At 61.9% G+C, this 16,876-nt stretch carries 14 protein-coding genes and 2 rRNA genes; 4 read left to right on the forward strand and 12 right to left on the reverse strand.

What is annotated here, in order from left to right:
• The 3 genes from JAB1_RS00005 to JAB1_RS00015 all read left to right on the forward strand — a co-directional run.
• Nucleotides 1-340, forward strand: a 23S ribosomal RNA gene (locus JAB1_RS00005); the annotation flags it as partial.
• 138 nt (nt 341-478) lie between these two features.
• Nucleotides 479-591, forward strand: a 5S ribosomal RNA gene (gene rrf / locus JAB1_RS00010).
• 118 nt (nt 592-709) lie between these two features.
• On the forward strand, nt 710-1,999 hold the full coding sequence (locus tag JAB1_RS00015) for a leucine-rich repeat-containing protein kinase family protein (RefSeq protein ID WP_070277934.1): 1,290 nt from the start codon (nt 710-712) through the stop codon (nt 1,997-1,999).
• A 54-nt stretch (nt 2,000-2,053) separates the two neighbouring features.
• Here JAB1_RS00015 and JAB1_RS00020 read toward each other — a convergent pair whose 3' ends face one another.
• Nucleotides 2,054-3,319, reverse strand: a complete 1,266-nt coding sequence (locus JAB1_RS00020) for a nitronate monooxygenase (RefSeq protein WP_070277935.1) — start codon at nt 3,317-3,319, stop codon at nt 2,054-2,056.
• A 183-nt stretch (nt 3,320-3,502) separates the two neighbouring features.
• On the reverse strand, nt 3,503-3,988 hold the full coding sequence (locus JAB1_RS00025) for a YajQ family cyclic di-GMP-binding protein (RefSeq protein WP_034759416.1): 486 nt from the start codon (nt 3,986-3,988) through the stop codon (nt 3,503-3,505).
• Between the two features lie 185 nt (nt 3,989-4,173).
• On the opposite strand from JAB1_RS00025, the gene murB reads away from it, so the two are divergent.
• On the forward strand, nt 4,174-5,202 hold the full coding sequence (gene murB / locus JAB1_RS00030; protein WP_070277937.1) for a UDP-N-acetylmuramate dehydrogenase: 1,029 nt from the start codon (nt 4,174-4,176) through the stop codon (nt 5,200-5,202).
• A gap of 75 nt (nt 5,203-5,277) precedes the next feature.
• Here the strand turns inward: murB and JAB1_RS00035 are convergent, their stop codons facing one another.
• The 10 genes from JAB1_RS00035 to argF form a co-directional block, all read right to left on the reverse strand.
• Entirely contained in the window at nt 5,278-5,592 is a 315-nt protein-coding gene (locus JAB1_RS00035; RefSeq protein WP_070277939.1) for a pyrimidine/purine nucleoside phosphorylase, read from the reverse strand.
• A gap of 25 nt (nt 5,593-5,617) precedes the next feature.
• Nucleotides 5,618-6,643, reverse strand: a complete 1,026-nt coding sequence (locus JAB1_RS00040) for a diguanylate cyclase (protein WP_070277941.1) — start codon at nt 6,641-6,643, stop codon at nt 5,618-5,620.
• A 10-nt stretch (nt 6,644-6,653) separates the two neighbouring features.
• Nucleotides 6,654-7,706 (reverse strand): chemotaxis-specific protein-glutamate methyltransferase CheB, encoded by a 1,053-nt coding sequence (gene cheB / locus JAB1_RS00045; RefSeq protein ID WP_070278081.1) that lies wholly within the window; start codon nt 7,704-7,706, stop codon nt 6,654-6,656.
• A gap of 10 nt (nt 7,707-7,716) precedes the next feature.
• Nucleotides 7,717-10,005 (reverse strand): hybrid sensor histidine kinase/response regulator, encoded by a 2,289-nt coding sequence (locus JAB1_RS00050; RefSeq protein WP_070277943.1) that lies wholly within the window; start codon nt 10,003-10,005, stop codon nt 7,717-7,719.
• Nucleotides 10,002-10,688 (reverse strand): chemotaxis protein CheW, encoded by a 687-nt coding sequence (locus tag JAB1_RS00055; RefSeq protein ID WP_070277945.1) that lies wholly within the window; start codon nt 10,686-10,688, stop codon nt 10,002-10,004. Before JAB1_RS00055 ends, JAB1_RS00050 begins: the two co-directional genes overlap by 4 nt.
• Nucleotides 10,689-10,697: 9 nt before the next feature.
• Nucleotides 10,698-11,939, reverse strand: coding sequence for a protein-glutamate O-methyltransferase CheR (locus tag JAB1_RS00060; RefSeq protein WP_070277947.1), 1,242 nt, complete (start codon nt 11,937-11,939; stop codon nt 10,698-10,700).
• The gene (locus JAB1_RS00065; RefSeq protein ID WP_070277949.1) at nt 11,936-12,391 is read right to left on the reverse strand and encodes a chemotaxis protein CheW; all 456 of its coding nucleotides are present in this window, start codon (nt 12,389-12,391) and stop codon (nt 11,936-11,938) included. Before JAB1_RS00065 ends, JAB1_RS00060 begins: the two co-directional genes overlap by 4 nt.
• A gap of 4 nt (nt 12,392-12,395) precedes the next feature.
• Complete coding sequence (locus JAB1_RS00070; RefSeq protein ID WP_070277951.1) at nt 12,396-14,207, reverse strand: methyl-accepting chemotaxis protein; 1,812 nt, start codon at nt 14,205-14,207, stop codon at nt 12,396-12,398.
• 186 nt (nt 14,208-14,393) lie between these two features.
• Nucleotides 14,394-15,635: an argininosuccinate synthase gene (locus JAB1_RS00075; RefSeq protein WP_070277953.1), complete on the reverse strand. Its 1,242-nt coding sequence runs from the start codon at nt 15,633-15,635 to the stop codon at nt 14,394-14,396.
• Between the two features lie 69 nt (nt 15,636-15,704).
• Nucleotides 15,705-16,625: an ornithine carbamoyltransferase gene (gene argF, locus JAB1_RS00080; RefSeq protein ID WP_034785055.1), complete on the reverse strand. Its 921-nt coding sequence runs from the start codon at nt 16,623-16,625 to the stop codon at nt 15,705-15,707.
• Nucleotides 16,626-16,876 lie beyond the last annotated feature (251 nt).

Genomic DNA, 16,876 nt, shown 5'->3' on the forward strand with positions numbered 1-16,876 from the left:
AAAGTGGTACGTGAGCTGGGTTTAAAACGTCGTGAGACAGTTTGGTCCCTATCTGCCGTGGGCGTTGGAAATTTGAAGGGGGCTGCTCCTAGTACGAGAGGACCGGAGTGGACGAACCTCTGGTGTACCGGTTGTCACGCCAGTGGCATTGCCGGGTAGCTAAGTTCGGAAGAGATAACCGCTGAAAGCATCTAAGCGGGAAACTTGCCTTGAGATGAGATTTCCCAGAGCCTTGAGCTCTTTGAAGGGTCGTTCGAGACCAGGACGTTGATAGGCTGGGTGTGGAAGTGCAGTAATGCATTAAGCTAACCAGTACTAATTGCCCGTACGGCTTGTCCCTATAACCTTAGCAGGTACAGAGGATAAGACGGTACAACGTTGCGTGTGTGTTGATACTACCAGTCATTACCCCAATCTTTGCTTCTTCCAGATTCAGGCTTTGTCGTCCTACAGGAGACAAACGCCAGTACAAGTTATGCCTGATGACCATAGCAAGTTGGTCCCACCCCTTCCCATCCCGAACAGGACCGTGAAACAACTTTGCGCCGATGATAGTGCTGCAACCAGTGTGAAAGTAGGTTATCGTCAGGCTTGTTATTCGAAAAACCCCTTCCGGTGATCCGGTTGGGGTTTTTTTACGTCCGCTGGTTTTAACTGCACCAGCGATTGCCGGGTTTTTGAAAGGGATATCTTGTCTGCTGTGCATACAATGGAGCAATTACGTGCTGGCCAACTGGCCGGCCTGCGCCGCCTGAAGCTGTCCTGCGGCTTGACGGACTTCCCCCGCGAAATCTTCGACCTGGCCGACAGCCTGGAAATCCTCGACCTCTCGGGCAACGCGCTGTCCACTTTACCTGACGATCTGCCGCGCCTGCACAAGCTGCGCATCATTTTTTGCTCGGACAACCTGTTCACCACCTTGCCGGCCGTGCTTGGTTCCTGTCCCGCGTTGGAAATGATCGGTTTCAAGGCGAACCGGATCCGTCACGTGCCAGCCGCAGCCTTGCCGTCCAGGCTGCGCTGGCTGACCCTGACCGACAATGCCATCGAAGCCTTGCCGGACGAATTGGGCAATTGCAGTGAGCTGCAGAAACTCATGTTGGCAGGAAATCGCCTGGACAGCTTGCCCGCTTCGTTGACGAATTGCCGCCGTCTGGAACTGGTGCGTATCGCCGCCAACCGTTTTACGGCGCTGCCCGACTGCCTACTGTCCCTACCACGCCTGAGCTGGCTCGCGTATGCGGGCAATCCCTGCACGGAAGCGCGGGAACTGGCGGCCCTGGCCGGTACAGCTGCGGCAGGCGTGGCATGGCAGCGCCTGGAACTGGCGCAGCAGCTGGGCGAGGGCGCATCGGGGGTGATTTACCGTGCCTGTCTGGATGGCGTGGATGATGTCGCCGTCAAAGTGTTCAAGGGGGCCATGACCAGCGACGGCTTGCCGCGCAGTGAAATGGCCGCCTGCGTCGGCGCCGGTGCGCACCCGGGCCTGATTCCCATCCTCGGGACGCTCGATGCGCATCCGCAAGGGGCAATGGGACTCGTCATGCCGCTCATCGACGCGGCCTTTCGCAACCTGGCGGGACCGCCGAGCCTGGAATCGTGCACGCGCGACGTGTATGCCGATGACGCGCGCTTTACCCCTCCGCAAGCGCTGGCCATTGCCCATGGCATCGCTTCGGCCGTGTGCCAGCTGCACGCGCGCGGCATCGTGCATGGCGACTTGTATGCACACAATATCCTGCATGCGGACGCTGGTACCTCCCTGCTGGGCGACTTTGGCGCGGCGTCCATGTTTGTGCCGGGCTCGCCGCGCGGGGACTTGCTGCAGGGCATAGAGGCGCGTGCCTTTGGCGTGCTGCTGGGTGAACTGATCGCGCATTGTGCGACGCCTTTGCCGGCCCTGCAAGTCATGATGGACGCTTGCCTGCAGGAAGAAGCATTGCAGCGGCCCAGCTTTAATGTGATCGAACGGGCCTTGCGGGACATGCTCCCCGCATAAAAAAATGGCGCAGCCTTCGCAGGCTGCGCCATTTTCATTTCAGGCTGGCAAGATTCAGCTTGCCACCAGGATTTCTTTTTCCGGCAGGGCGATCTGGTTGTCGACGCTGAACTGGTAATCCTTGAAGACGTGTTCGGCCGTCAGGATCTGGTATTCGCCGTTGTCGAGCTTATGCGTGGTGTCCTTCAGGCGATACGTGTAATGGCCGCAGGTCCAGCAGTTGAAGTTGCGCATGTGGGTGCACAGGCACGTCTTGTCCATCACGACGACGGTTTTTTGTTCCGGATGGGCCGCCACTTCGCGGTTGTACGAGTTGATGTACGCGCAGTTGCCCGTCGCGTCGAGCAGGTAGCCATACGATTCGCAGCCTGGGCGGATGCCGGCGCCGATGGCGGGCGTGTTCTTCAGCATGCGCATCGGGTAGCCCGTCGGCGAGACGCCATTGACGATGATGTCTTCTTCCGAGGCCTTGTAATATTCCTGCTTGACCTTGTTTGGCAAGCCGCATTCCTTGGTGACGGTAAAGCGCGTCGCCACTTGCACGCCAGCCGCGCCCGCTTCCAGGAAGGAAACGGCGTCGCTGCCCGTGAAGATGCCGCCAGCGGCGATCAGCGGGATATCCAGCTGTTCTGCCTTCAGGTAGGCCAGCAGTTCCGCCGTGATCGTGTGCAGGTCGTAATTGGCCCAGTCCATGCCGAAACCAAGGTGGCCGCCGGCCAATGGCCCCTCGACGATGATAAAGTCGGGCAAACGGTCGAGCTTGGCGTTCTTGCGCAGGAAAATCTGCAGGGCGCGTACGGACGAGACGATGATGCCCAGTTTGGCATCACGGAAACGCGGATGGTCGGCCATCAGGGCGAACGAGCCGAAGTGCAAACCGGCGGACAGGGTGATGCCGTCGATGCCTGCGTCCAGCGCCGCATTCAGACGCACGCGCAAGGTTTCACGCGGGCCATTCATGGTCAGCTTTTCCATGCAATTGACGAAGATCAAACCATCGCCTTTTTTTGCTTCCATGGTGCGGCCGATATGCAGGCGCTGCGCTTCCGCCAGACGGCCCAGGTCGAATTGCACCACGGCCTTGTCGCTGTTATTGATGTTGAACTTGTACAGTTTCGTCTTGTCTTTGACGAAGGTGGTGTCGAAACGGCGATCCGACACGTCTTCCACCATGGCATCGGAGATATGCCCGATACCGTTCAGCCGGGCCGCTTCCAGGGCCAGCTCCGACGTGGAAATATCCACACCCATTCCGCCTATCATGATGGGCACATATTCTTTTTTGCCAAATCGCAGGCGGAAATCATCAACACGTTTCATTGCTATCCTTAGACTACCGTGGTTATCACTGAGCCAGATGTACGGTCAAGCCCGCCGCCGGTCAGGCGCGCGGGCGCATGTAGCTGCGCGCAGCTTCAATTCTACCCCAAGCGGGCAGGCGCTCCGAGGCAGCTTGCCGCCATGCCGGTGCAAGCGCAGGCCGGAGCGTGCGCATCATCGAAATTAATCGCGGAAATTGTTAAATTCCAGCGGCATGTCGGGCACGTCCTTGCGCAGCATGGCCATGGCCGCCTGCAGGTCGTCGCGCTTGGCGCCCGTGACGCGCACGGCTTCACCCTGGATGCTCGCTTGCACCTTCATCTTGCTGTCCTTGATGACACGCACGATTTTCTTCGCATCATCCGATTCGATGCCATTCTTGATCTTGATGATCTGCTTGACCTTGTCGCCGCCGATCTTCTTGATGTCACCTTCGTCGAGGAAGCGCACATCGACCTTGCGTTTGGTCAATTTGTTGGTCAGCACGTCGCGCACCTGGCTGAGCTGGAATTCCGAGTCCGCAAACGCGGTCAATTCGTTTTCCTTGTGCTCGACGCGGGCGTCGCTGCCCTTGAAGTCGAAGCGGGTCGTGATTTCCTTGTTGGATTGTTCGACTGCATTCTTGACTTCGATCATATCGGCTTCGGAGACTACATCAAATGACGGCATGGTCTGTTCCTTTTCTTGTTAAAGCGAGCGCACGCTCGGCGCGCTGGGCCTTGGCGGCTGATTCTGCGCCATGGGACGGCCCTGTTAAAGATGCGACATTTTAACGGACAACGGGCAAGTCGCCCTTGTCCTGAGGTGGTTTTTTGTCGCTTTCGCTCTATAATCGAGCAAAATTTCCCTATCCCATGTCTGCAGAGCTCACCATCGAACACAATTACTCCCTCCAGCGCCTGAATACCTTCGGCATCACGGCCAACGCGGCCGCCTACGTACGCATCACCTCGCAGGCCGAATTGCACGCCGCGCTGCAAGATCCGGCCCTGTCCGCCATGCCGCGCCTGATACTGGGCGGCGGCAGCAACATCGTGCTGACGGGCGACTTTCCCGGCGCCGTGCTGCACATGGCCACGCGCGGCATGCGCCTGGCGCAGGCGGATTTCGAGACGGTACTCGTCACGGCCGCGGCCGGTGAAAACTGGCACGATTTCGTGCAGTGGACCCTGGCGCAAGGCGTGGGCGGGCTGGAAAACCTGTCCCTGATTCCCGGCACGGTAGGCGCGGCGCCTATCCAGAATATTGGCGCGTATGGCGTTGAAATCAAGGATTATCTGCATAGCGTGAGCGTCATGCACAGCGCCAGCGGCATCGTCTTCGACATGGACCGCGATGCTTGCCGCTTCGCTTACCGCGACAGCATCTTCAAGCAGGCGGACGGGCGCGAACTGATCGTGCTGGAAGTCACGTTTGCCTTGCCGGCCGAGTGGCAGCCGAACTTGCGCTATGCGGAACTGGCACAGGCCGTGGCCGAGCGCAATCTTGCCGAGCCAACAGCACAACAGGTAGCCGAGACGGTGATGGCGATCCGCCGGAGAAAATTGCCCGATCCGGCCGTGATCGGCAATGCGGGCAGCTTCTTCAAGAATCCCGTGGTGTCGCGCGAGCAATGTCTTGCTTTGCTGGAACGTTTCCCGACCCTCGTGCACCATGCGCAGCCCGATGGCACGGAAAAGCTGGCGGCCGGCTGGCTGATCGATCAGTGCGGCTGGAAGGGGAAAAACCTGGGGCCCGCGGGAGTGTATTCCAAGCAGGCACTGGTTCTGGTGAATAATGGCGGCGCTCGTGGCGCGGACATTACCCGGCTGGCGGCAGCGATACAGGATGATGTAGAGGCGAAATATGGCGTGCGCCTGTCGCCCGAGCCTGTGTTTATCTAAATAGTCAATCCGCGCTTGAAAAAATGCTCAGGGCAAGGCAGTGCAACGCAGCCATGGACGTTTTTTCTGCGTGGATTAACCGAAGTGGCAGACATAGTCGACGGTCTCGACGGTTTCAATATCAAAATAGCTATTGCCCGGCACCTTGAATTGCGTGCCCGAGGCATAGCTGTTCCACTCCGTCGCATCGGCCAGGCGTACCTTGCACAGGCCGCTGACGATTTCCATGATTTCCGGCGCGCCCGTGTTGAAGCGCAACGATGACGCGAAAATCACGCCCACGCTTTTCTTCGTGCCATCGGCCAGGATGACGTTATGCGAGACGCATTTGCCGTCAAAGTAGATATTCGACTTCTTGACGACGCTGACATTGTCCAGTTGTGTGCTCATGCTTCACTTTCCTTGCTGTTAAAAATCAGTCCTGGACGTCATCGGCGCTCAGCACGCTGTTGCGTCCGCCGCGCTTGGCCGCGTACAGGGCCTGGTCGGCGCGGTTGATCAATTGCTCGACCGTCGAGTCCGGCGAAGGCACGATGGTGGCCACGCCGATCGAGATGGTGACGATGCCCGTGCTTGCAGCCGGATTCTCGATCTGCAAGCCTTCCAGATGGCGCCGGCACGCTTCGGCGATCAGCAGCGCGCCGGCCGGATTCGTTTCCGGCAGGATCAAGGCGAATTCTTCGCCGCCGTAACGGGCGGCCAGGTCGGCCGGGCGTTTCAAATGTTCCGTCAGCACGGCGGCAACTTTTTTCAGGCCCAGGTCGCCCGCCAGGTGGCCAAAGTGATCGTTATAGCTTTTAAAATGGTCAATATCGCAGAACAGCAAGCTCAGCGGTGTTTTGTCGCGCTGGCCACGCTGCCATTCGAATTGCAGGGTTTCATCGAAGCGGCGGCGGTTGGCGATGCCCGTCAAGCCATCGAGGGCGGCCAGTTTCTGCAGCTCGATATTCGCGTCGGCCAGGTTTTTTTGACTTTCTCGCAGGAAACGAAAAGCCTGGTCGCGCTGCAAGCGGCTGATGTGGGCCGCCGAGTGATAGCGTATGCGCGCCAGCAACTCCAGTCGGTCTGGCAGTTTCACCACGTAATCGTTGGCGCCGACGGCAAAGCTGTGCGCCTTCAGTTTCGGGTCATCCTTGGCCGACATCACGATCACCGGCACATGCGCCAGCGCCTCGTTTTCGCGGTACAGCTTGATCAAGGCGAAGCCGTCGATGCCCGGCATCACCAGATCCTGCAGGATGACGGTCGGTTGCAAACGCAGCGCCGTGTCCAGCGCCTGGGTGGCGTCGGTCATATAGTGAAACTCGATATCCTGCTGATCGCTCAGCATGCGCCGGATTGCCTCAGCAATAATCAACTGGTCGTCCACCAGCAGGACGCTGACCTTGAATTCGGTCAATGCGGGTTCTTGCTGGATGAAGCTGGAGGAAAATTCTGGCATTGCATTCTTTTCAGATGTTAGGGGAGGGCTCCCACCCATTGTTGAGTTTGGCGCCCAGGCGGCTGCGCAGGCTGGCGCCAATTCTATCCAATGGCAGGATGTGCTGCGCCGCATCGAGTTCGGCCGCCGCGCGCGGCATGCCGTACACGGCGCTGCTGGCCTGGTCTTGCGCGATGGTCGTCTTGCCGGCGCGACGCATGGCCAGCAAGCCATCGCCGCCGTCGCGCCCCATGCCTGTGAGCAATACACCGATGGCGTCGCCGCGCCAGTGCTCCGCCACGCAGTTGAAGAATACATCGACGGAAGGACGGTAAACATACTCGCGTGGTGCTGCATCGTAACCCAAACGATAATTTTGATCTAGCAGCAGGTGATCATTGGTCTTGGCGATCAGTACCGTGCCGGACACCAGTTCGTCGCCTTCGACGATCACGCGCACAGGCATGCTGAGCTGGTCATCGAGCCATTTCGCGAAGTGCGAGGCAAAGGTTTCATCGATGTGCTGCACCACCACGATGGCGCAGCCGGGCGGCGCCGTCCAGCCGGACAGCACCCTGGCCACGGCCGAAGGGCCGCCCGTCGAGGCGCCGATGGCCACCAGGGTCGATACCTGGCCATCGCCCCGTTCGCCGCCATTGCCGTTCGCCTGGCGCGGCGGTGGAGGTTCTGCGCTGTGGCGTATCAGCTTGCCGATGGTCTTGATCTTGGCCAGCAGTTCGCTGTCGCCGCCCACTTGTCCCTGGAGCACGGGGGTGGCCGTGACGTCGAGCGCGCCCGCGCCCAGTGCGCGGAAGACCTGGTTGACATTGTCTTGCGGGCGGCCCGTGACCACCAGGATGGCGCACGGGCTTTGCTCCATGATCAGGCGCGTCGCCTCGACGCCATCCATCTCCGGCATGTTCAGGTCCATCAGGATCAGGTCGGGGCGGTTGCCTTCGCACATGCGCACGGCTTCGAGTCCGGTGCGGGCAATCCACAGCACCTGGTGTTCCTGCGTGCTGGCCACCACGCGGCGCAGGGCCTCGGCGGCCATGGGGACATCGTTGGCAATGGCAATTTTCATGAAGTACAACTCATAAGCGGGCATCTCCTATCAGGTCGGCCACCGCGTCGAGCAAGGTCTCGTCGTGGAAGCTGCCTTTGGTCAGATAATAGTCGGCGCCGGCGGACAGGCCGCGCGCGCGGTCTTCCGGGCGGTCCTTGTACGAGACGATCATCACCGGCAGCTTGTGCAGGTGCAAGTCCTTCTTGATCAGTGATACCAGTTCGATGCCATCCATGCGAGGCATGTCGACGTCGGTGATCACCAGGTCGTACTCGCCGCTGCGCACCACGTTCCAGCCGTCGATGCCGTCGATGGCCACGTCGACTTCGAAGCCGCGCGCCAGCAGCAGCTTGCGCTCCATTTCGCGCACCGTCAGCGAATCGTCGACGACGAGGATGCGCTTGGCGCGGCGCTGCTGCGCGTGGCCCGCCTGCGCCAGCTGGTGCAGGCCGCCTTCGTGCAGCAGCTTGTCGATCGACAGCAGCAAATCGGGCACGTCGAGGATCAGCACCGGTTCGCCGTCGTCGAGCAGGGCGGCGGCGGAAATGTCGCGCATCTTGCCGAAAATCGGATCGATGGCTTGCACCGCCAGGCTTTGCTCGCCGCGGATGGCGTCGACCACCAGGGCATAGCTTTGCTTGCCGCGCCCGATCACCACCACCGGCAAGTCCTCTGCCTGGTTGGCCGCTTCGCCCAGTTCCAGCACCTGCGCCGCCGAGACCAGGCCCAGATGCTCGCCCTTGAGTTCAAAGAACTGCTTGTTTTCCAGGGTATGGATGGCCGCCTGCGGCACGCGCACCACGCTTTCCACCTTGACGATGGGGATGGCGTACGCTTCGCCCTGGATGTCGATCACCAGCGCGCGCACGATCGATTGCGTCAGCGGCAGGGTGATCAGGGCACGAAAGCCCCGACCCGGTTCCGATTCCAGGCGCACCGTGCCGTTTTGCTGGCGTATCGTCTCGTGCACGATATCGAGGCCCACGCCGCGTCCGGACAATTGGTTCGCCTTTTCCTTCAGGCTGAAGGCGGGCAGGAACAAGAATTCCAGCAGCTCGCCCGGCGACAGCGCGGCGGCCATGACGGGGCTGGCCATCTTGCGCTCGATGACGGATTGGCGGATTTTTTCCAGGTCGACGCCACGGCCGTCGTCGCTGATTTCGATGCTCAGCATGCCGGCGCGGTGGCGCGCCTCCATGCGTATCGTGCCCAGCGCTTCCTTGCCCGCGTCGATGCGCTCGTACGGGCCTTCCATGCCATGGTCGATGGCATTCCTCAGCATGTGGTTCAGCGGGCTTTCGATCTTCGCCAGGATGTCGCGGTCGACCAGGGTGTCTTCGCCCTCGATCTCCAGCTGCACTTCCTTGCCCAGGCTGCGCGCCAGGTCGCGCACCATGCGGGGAAATGCATGGATGCCGTCGCGGAAGGGGCGCATGCGCAGGGCCAGCACTTCGTCGACCATGCCTTGCGAGACGGCCAGCAGGCGCCGCTCATAGGTTTCGATGTCGGCGATGTGTTCGAGCATGAACTGCTTCAGGGGCTGCGTCTTTTGCAGCGCCAGCAGCGACTTTTCCATCAGGCCCGCGTCGCCCGCGCGGGCAATGGCTTCGTGCAGGTGCTCGATGGCGGAAAACAGGCTGCTCTGGTTGCGTTTGAAGCGCTGCAGCGCGCCGATGAACGGGTGCATCTGGTGCGCGTTGATGCGCGATTCGCTGGCCAGCGACAGCAATTTGTCGAAGTTTTGCGCCGGCGCCTTGGCTGGTGCGGCTCCCGTGCGTGGCGCAGGCGCGGCCGCTTCCGGCTCCTCTATCGCCAGGCCGCTGGCCACGGGAGCCTGTGGTGTGGCCGCTGCCGGCGCCGGCATGGGCGCAGGCGCCGAGGGCAGGGCCGGCAATTCGGGCAGCTCGGCGATGCCAGCAATGGCGTTCAGGGTCTGGTCGATCTGCGCCGCATTCGCAGCCAGCCATGCTTCGGCGCCCGCGTCGTCCAGGCGCGACAGCTGCACGATCAGGTCGACGCCCGAGAGCAGCACGTCGACCCGCTCCGGCGTGAGTTTCAGGCGGCCATGCTGGGCGGCGACAAAGCTGTCCTCCATCCCGTGCGCCAGCTGCACCACCACCTGCAGGCCGACGATGGCGGCCGCGCCCTTGATCGAGTGCGCCGCGCGCATCATCGCTTCGACGGCGGCCGCGTCGCCCGCATGGCGCTCCATGGCCAGCAAGCCGTCGGTGAGAATCTGGGTCTGGCTGTCCGCCTCCATGCGGAACAGGTCCAGCATGGAAAAGGCACTCAGGTCGCCGTGCTGATCCTGGCTCATCGTAATAGTCTCGCAAGTTGAAAGCCGATCAGCGCCGTGTCGAGGCAGCCGATGCGCATGTCGCCCTCGGTGATGACACCGGACAGATAGCGCGACAGGCCCTTGTTGATGGTGGCCGCCGGCGCCTGCACGGTGCTCGACGCATAGCGCACGATGCCGTGCAGGTCGGCCACGGGCAGGGCGTAGGCCTGCTCTTCCCAGCGCATCAGCAGCAGGCGCGCGAACGTGTGGCGGCCCTTGGCCGGCGGCGCGCCCTGTTCGTCGATGCCCAGCAAACTGGCCAGCGACATGCATGGATACAGCTTGCCGCCGATATTGACGATGCCCGCCAGGCCGCGCCCGCCGCGGTGCGGCAGCACGTGCGGCTTGGCCTGCGGCGCCACGGAGTCGAACACGCGCGTGGGCAGCGCCAGCCATTCGCGGCCGATGCGAAACACCAGCACCGAGCTGTCGCGTACTTCGCCGCCCGCATCGATCTGGCGGAAGTGGCTGGCCCAGTCGCGCTGGTAGTGTTCATCCACGGGCCGCTGCAGGTTGCGCTGGGCGGCGCCCGCATACACGTCGCAGTTGCGGCAATGCACGTTGGCCGGCAGCTTGGGGCAGCTCTGGTCGCCGACCACGCCGATATGGTTCCAGCAGTCGTCGATGGCGGCGGGGGACTCGGTGGCGATGAGGTTGGTCATGCATGCCCCTTAGTTGGACGCCTGGCGGCGCTGGTAGATGCGCGCTGCGCGCGCCTTCAGGGTGGCGGCGGCTGTTTGGTTGCCATTGCGTTCGGCCAGCAGGGACAGGTGGCACAGCGCCTCGTAATGGTCGGGCTGCAGGTAGATGCAGCGGCGCCAGTAATCGTCGGCCAGGTCCATCTTGCCGGCCAGTTCATTGATGATGCCCAGCATGAAATACGCTTCCGCCGCCTCGGGCACTCTGGCCAGGTGGGCGTGGCATTTTTCGCCCGCTTCGCGCAACTGGCCACGGTCGGCCAGCAGGCGCGCCTCGGCCAGCAAATCGGCTTGCGCGGCCGGCGCCGGCGATGGCACGGACACGGGGCGCGTGCGCGGCGCTGTCGCGGCGGCAGGGGCGGCTGCGGCGGCGCGCCTTGGCGCGAGCGGGACGCTGCGCAGGGGGCGCGCGGCCGGCAGCGGCGCCACTTGCACGGGGCTGGCCGGCGCCGCCGTCTCCTTCTTCAGGGCGAAGGCCTGGCGGAACTGCAGCGGCGCAAAGCCGTTCTGGCAGAACGACGGCACTTCCGCATAGCCGGCCAGCAGCATGCCGTCGTCGGCCAGCAGGGCGGACAGGTTGTGGATGGCCGCGCGCGTGGTCGGCTTGTCGAAGTAAATCAAGAGGTTGCGGCAGAAGATGACGTCGTAATGGCGGCTGTAGGTGGCGGTATCGAACTGCAGCAGATTGCCCTGTTTGAAGGTTACCTGTTCGCGCAGGGAGTCGATGATGCGGTAGGCGTCGTCGGCCACGTGCGTGAAATAGCGGTCGCGGAAGGCCACGTCCTGCGCGCGGAAGGCATTGCGGCCATACACGCCGGCTTGCGCACGCTCGATGCAGCCGGGACTCAGGTCATACGCGTCGATGCTGAACGCCTGTTTCGGCACGCCGCCGTCGCGCAGCGCCATGGCCATCGAATACGGTTCCTCGCCGCCCGCGCAGGGAATCGACAGGATGCGCGTGGCGCGCCCCCGTGCCCAGCGTTCCTGCACCAGTTCGACGGTGGCGTAGAACGCCTGCGGGTCGCGGAACAGCCACGATTCCGGAACCACCACCAGCTCGATCAATTGCGTCATTTCGGCCGGCGTGAGCGCTTGCAGGTAGGCTTCGCTATCGCTGAAGCCCGTTTGCTCCATGCGCTGGCCGACGGCCCGCTCGGCCACGGCTTTGGAGACGGACAGGCCGGTCGCGCGGCGCAGCAGGGCTTGTGCCGTCATGCCGCGCCCGCGTCTTGAAACAGCAGCGCGCGCACGTCGGGCGGCAGCAGGTGCTCCAGTTCCACCAGTTGCACGATGCCGTCGGCGTCGCTGGCCACCAGGCCCAGGAAGGGCGCCGTCGTCACGCCGCTATCCTCGAGCTTGTCCGCCGCGATGTCGGCGATGCCGCGCACCTGCGAGGCCAGCAAGCCCAGCGCATGCGTGGCGCCGCCAGGCGCGCGGTAGTCGACGATGACGATGCGCGTGTCGAACTGCGCGGCGGCGGCAGGCAGCCCGGCCAGGCGCGACAGGTCGATCACGGGCACGGGCGTGCCGTGCAAGTCCATCAGGCCGGCCACGTAGTCTGGCGTGAGCGGCAACTGTTTCAGCTCCAGCAGCGGCAAGACGCGCACGATGCCGGCCAGGGGCAGGCCATAGCGGTCGCGTCCGATGTGAAAGAGCAGTACTTTCATGGGATCAGATGGTGACGGCGAAGGTCGACACGCTCGACTGCAGGTCGCCTGCCGCATATTGCAGCTGGTGCACCGCTTCGCTGGTGGCTTTCAGCGATTCCACCGTCTGCTGCGTGGCATCGTTGAGCTGCATCATGGTGTCGGAAATCTGCGACGCGCCGATCGCCTGCGATTGCATGCCTTGCAGAACGGCATCGAATTGCGGCGTGAGTTTCTGCACCTGGTCCATCACGGACGACAATTGTTCCGCCACTTGGCGCACCTCGCCCACGCTGCGGCGAATTTCTTCCGAGAATTTATCCATGCCCATCACGCTGGCGGACACGGCTGACTGCATTTCCTTGAGCATTTGCTCGATATCCCAGGTGGAGACGGACGTCTGGTCGGCCAGGCGGCGGATTTCCGTCGCCACCACGGAGAAGCCGCGGCCCGCCTCGCCCGCTTTTTCCGCCTCGATGGCGGCGTTCAGCGACAGGATGTTGGTCTGGTCGGCCACTTTCGTGATGGTGATCAGTACGCTATTGATATTGCTGGCTTTTTCCGACAGGGCGGCCAGCTTGGCGTTGATGGAATCGGTGGCCGAGACCATGTGCTGCATGGTCGAGTCCATGCGCTTGAGGTTGTTTTGTGCTTCGGCCGTGGCATTCGTCGTGTAGTCGGCCACGGCGGTGGCGTCTTCCATGGTTTTCAGCAACTGGCTCGTGTTGGCCGAGATTTCCTTGGTGGTGCTGAGAATTTCCACGCTGGTTTGCGCCTGTTCGATGCCCGTGGCTTCCTGCTGGCGTGCCGAGGCGGCGATTTCCGTGGCCGATGTCGTCACCTGGATGCCGGCTTTTTGCACATTGTTGAGCAAGCTGCGCAGGTTTTCGAACATCTTCGCCAGGCCGTTGCCCAGCTGGCCGATGGCGTCGTTGCCCGTGATGCCGACCTTGCCTGTCAGGTCGCCCGAGGCCGCCTTCGACACCACTTCCAGCAGGGAATCGACCTTGGCCCGCAAGGTGTTGGTGGCGGCCAGTTCGTTGGCCTGGTTGTCCTGGATGGTTTGCGCCATGCGGTTGAATTCTTCCGTCACCTTGCCCAGCTCGTCGCGCGAGATGATGGCGGCGCGCGCGCCCTGCTCGCCGCCGGCGATGCGCCCGACGGCGTCCGTCAGGCTGTTCAGCGGGCCGAGGATGGAACGGCCCAGCAGGTAGGAAATGCCCAGCGCCAGCACCACGCACAGCAGGCCGCCCAGCGCCAGGGTCAGCATCATAGTTTCCTGCAATTTTGTCGTGGTGGCCGTGCGTTCGACCAGCAAGCGGGATTCTTCGGCAGCGACTTCGTCAAGCAGCTTGTTCGCTTGCGCGACGGCCGGGTAGCCGGTCGGCGGCATGGTGCGCGCCACCGCTTCCGTGGCGCCCGGCGCGTTGCCCAGCGCGCGGCGCTTCTCGATCAGGGGATTGATCCACTCCTTCACCCAGGTGGTGGTCAGCTGGTCGATCTTGCGGAAGCGTTCCGACTGTACCTTGTTGTCGACCGTCATGGCGATGGCTTTTTGCGTGTGCTGGCTCAGCACCGCCATCTCGTCCGTTCCAGGGTTCAGCGAGGCTTCGTTGCCTGTCAGGATGAAACCGCGTGCTTCCACCTGGATTTGTAGGATGGAATTGTGAATCCTGTCGATCTCGACCAGTACTTCCATCGTGTGGCGGTCCCATGCATTGGCTTCCGACAGGCGCGAAAAGCTGTTGTAGGCCACGCCCAGCAGGATCAGGATGATGGTCACGATGGAGCCGAAGCCCAGGTACAGTTTATTCTTGATACTCAGGTCTTTGAACATGGGAGGGCTCCGGAAGCGGGAAGGTCAGCACAATTGCACTGTAGCATTTTGCCATGCGGACAGCAAAATGGGGGCGATCTCGGGACGTGGCGGGGCGTAATTTGCGGCAGAGTGCGCTCCAGACGCAAAAAAGCCGCCCGTGGGCGGCTCAGGCAGCTGCGGGAGGCAGTGCCTCCCGGCAACTAATTACTTCCTGGCCCGCGCTTTTTTTTCGCGGGCGATGGCGGCGATGCGCATGCGCAAGGCATTCAGCTTGATGAAGCCGCCTGCGTCGGCCTGGTTGTAGGCGCCGCCGTCTTCGTCGAAGGTGGCGATGTTCATGTCGAACAGCGAATCTGTCTTCGAATCGCGCGAGACGACGATGACATTGCCTTTGTACAGCTTGATGCGTACCCAGCCGTTCACGGTTTCCTGCGTGTGGTCGATCAGGGTTTGCAGGGCAACGCGCTCAGGCGCCCACCAGTAACCGTTGTAGATCATCGATGCGTAGCGCGGCATCAGGTCATCTTTCAGGTGGGCCACTTCGCGGTCCAGGGTGATCGATTCGATGGCGCGGTGGGCTTTCAGCATGATAGTGCCGCCCGGGGTTTCATAGCAGCCGCGCGATTTCATGCCGACGTAGCGGTTTTCCACCAGGTCCAGGCGACCCACGCCATGCTTGCCGCCAACCTTGTTCAGTTCGGCCAGGACGGTGGCAGGCGACATGCGCACGCCGTTGATGGCGACGATGTCGCCTTTTTCGTATTCGATGTCCAGGTATTCCGCTTCGTCCGGGGCCTTTTCAGGGCTGACGGTCCAGCGCCACATGGTTTCTTCCGCTTCGGCGCTCGGGTTTTCCAGGTGGCGGCCTTCAAAGCTGATGTGCAGCAAGTTGGCGTCCATCGAGTACGGCGCGCCGCCGTTCTTGTGCTTCATGTCGATTTCGATGCCGGCGTCTTCCGCGTACTTCAGCAGTTTTTCGCGCGACAGCAGATCCCACTCGCGCCATGGAGCGATGATTTTCACGCCTGGCTTCAGCGCGTAGGCGCCCAGCTCGAAACGCACCTGGTCGTTGCCCTTGCCGGTCGCGCCGTGCGAGATGGCGTCGGCGCCGGTGGCGTTGGCGATTTCGATCAGGCGCTTGGCGATCAAAGGACGGGCGATCGAGGTGCCCAGCAGGTATTCGCCTTCGTAGACGGTATTGGCGCGGAACATCGGGAAGACGAAATCGCGCACGAATTCTTCGCGTACATCTTCGATATGGATGTTTTCCGGCTTGATGCCGAACTTGATGGCCTTGGCGCGCGCCGGTTCCAGCTCTTCGCCCTGGCCCAGGTCGGCCGTGAAGGTGACGATTTCGCACTGGTAGTTATCTTGCAGCCATTTCAGGATGACGGAGGTGTCGAGTCCGCCGGAATAGGCCAGGACTACTTTTTTAATGTCGCTCATATTGCTTCCAGTTGTCGTTGTCGATATATGTGTTGCGATGCTGCCGGGAGTTCTGCAGTTCCAGGCGAATTAGTTGATTTTACCCAGTAACAGGTATTCGATCAGCGCTTTTTGCACGTGCAAACGGTTTTCCGCTTCGTCCCACACCACCGATTGCGGGCCGTCGATCACTTCGGCGGCTACTTCCTCGCCGCGGTGGGCGGGCAGGCAGTGCATGAACAGCGCGTCGGGCGCCGCGCGGGCCATCTTCGCGCCATCGACGATCCAGCCGTCGAAGGCGGCGATGCGGGCCGCGTTTTCCGCTTCGTAGCCCATGCTGGTCCACACGTCCGTGTTGACCAGGTGCGCGCCTTCGCAGGCGTCGGACGGGTTGGCAAAGAAGGTGTAGCGCTCGGTCTTGACTTGCGACAGGTCGATGTCGTAGCCCTTCGGCGTCGACACGTTGACGTGGAAGCCGAACACCTCGGCCGCCTGCAGCCACGAGTACAGCATGTTGTTGGCGTCGCCGATCCAGGCGACGACCTTGCCGGCGATCGAGCCGCGGTGTTCGATGTAGGTGAAGATGTCGGCAAAGACCTGGCACGGGTGGTGTTCATTGGTCAGGCCATTGATCACCGGCACGCGCGAATTGGCGGCGAAACGCTCGATGATTTCCTGGCCGAAGGTGCGCACCATGATGATGTCGCACATGCGCGACATGACCTGGCCCGCGTCTTCCACCGGCTCGCCGCGGCCCAATTGGGAGTCGCGCGTGTTCAGGTAGATGGCGGCGCCGCCCAGCTGGTGCATGCCGGCTTCGAACGACAATCGCGTGCGGGTCGAGTTCTTTTCAAAGACCATCACCAGGGTGCGGTCGATCAGGGGATGGTAGATTTCGTAGTTCTTGAACTTGCGCTTGATCAGATGGGCGCGTTCGATCACATATTCGTACTCTTCCAACGTGAAATCGGAGAACTGGAGGTAGTGCTTGATCGGTTTTTTTGTCGACATAATGACCACTTGAAGATGCGCAGGCCGCCGGCGGCGTGCCTTTCCCGCCGGGTTGCATCAGCGTAAAACATCTCGTCTGATGACTGCCTCGCCCGGCGCGCTGCTGTGTTGATCGGTGCCAGCGCGACGCCTGTCGCGCGGTACGATGCGGTTTGCCAAGTTGAAAATAATGCAATGGCAAGTACTTCAGCCGTTCAATTATAAGGGTTTTGCTTTTAGATTGGAAAGACTGGCCGGGCGCGTACTTGTAT

This window comes from Janthinobacterium sp. MP5059B, assembly GCF_001758645.1.
Lineage (GTDB): Bacteria > Pseudomonadota > Gammaproteobacteria > Burkholderiales > Burkholderiaceae_D > Janthinobacterium > Janthinobacterium lividum.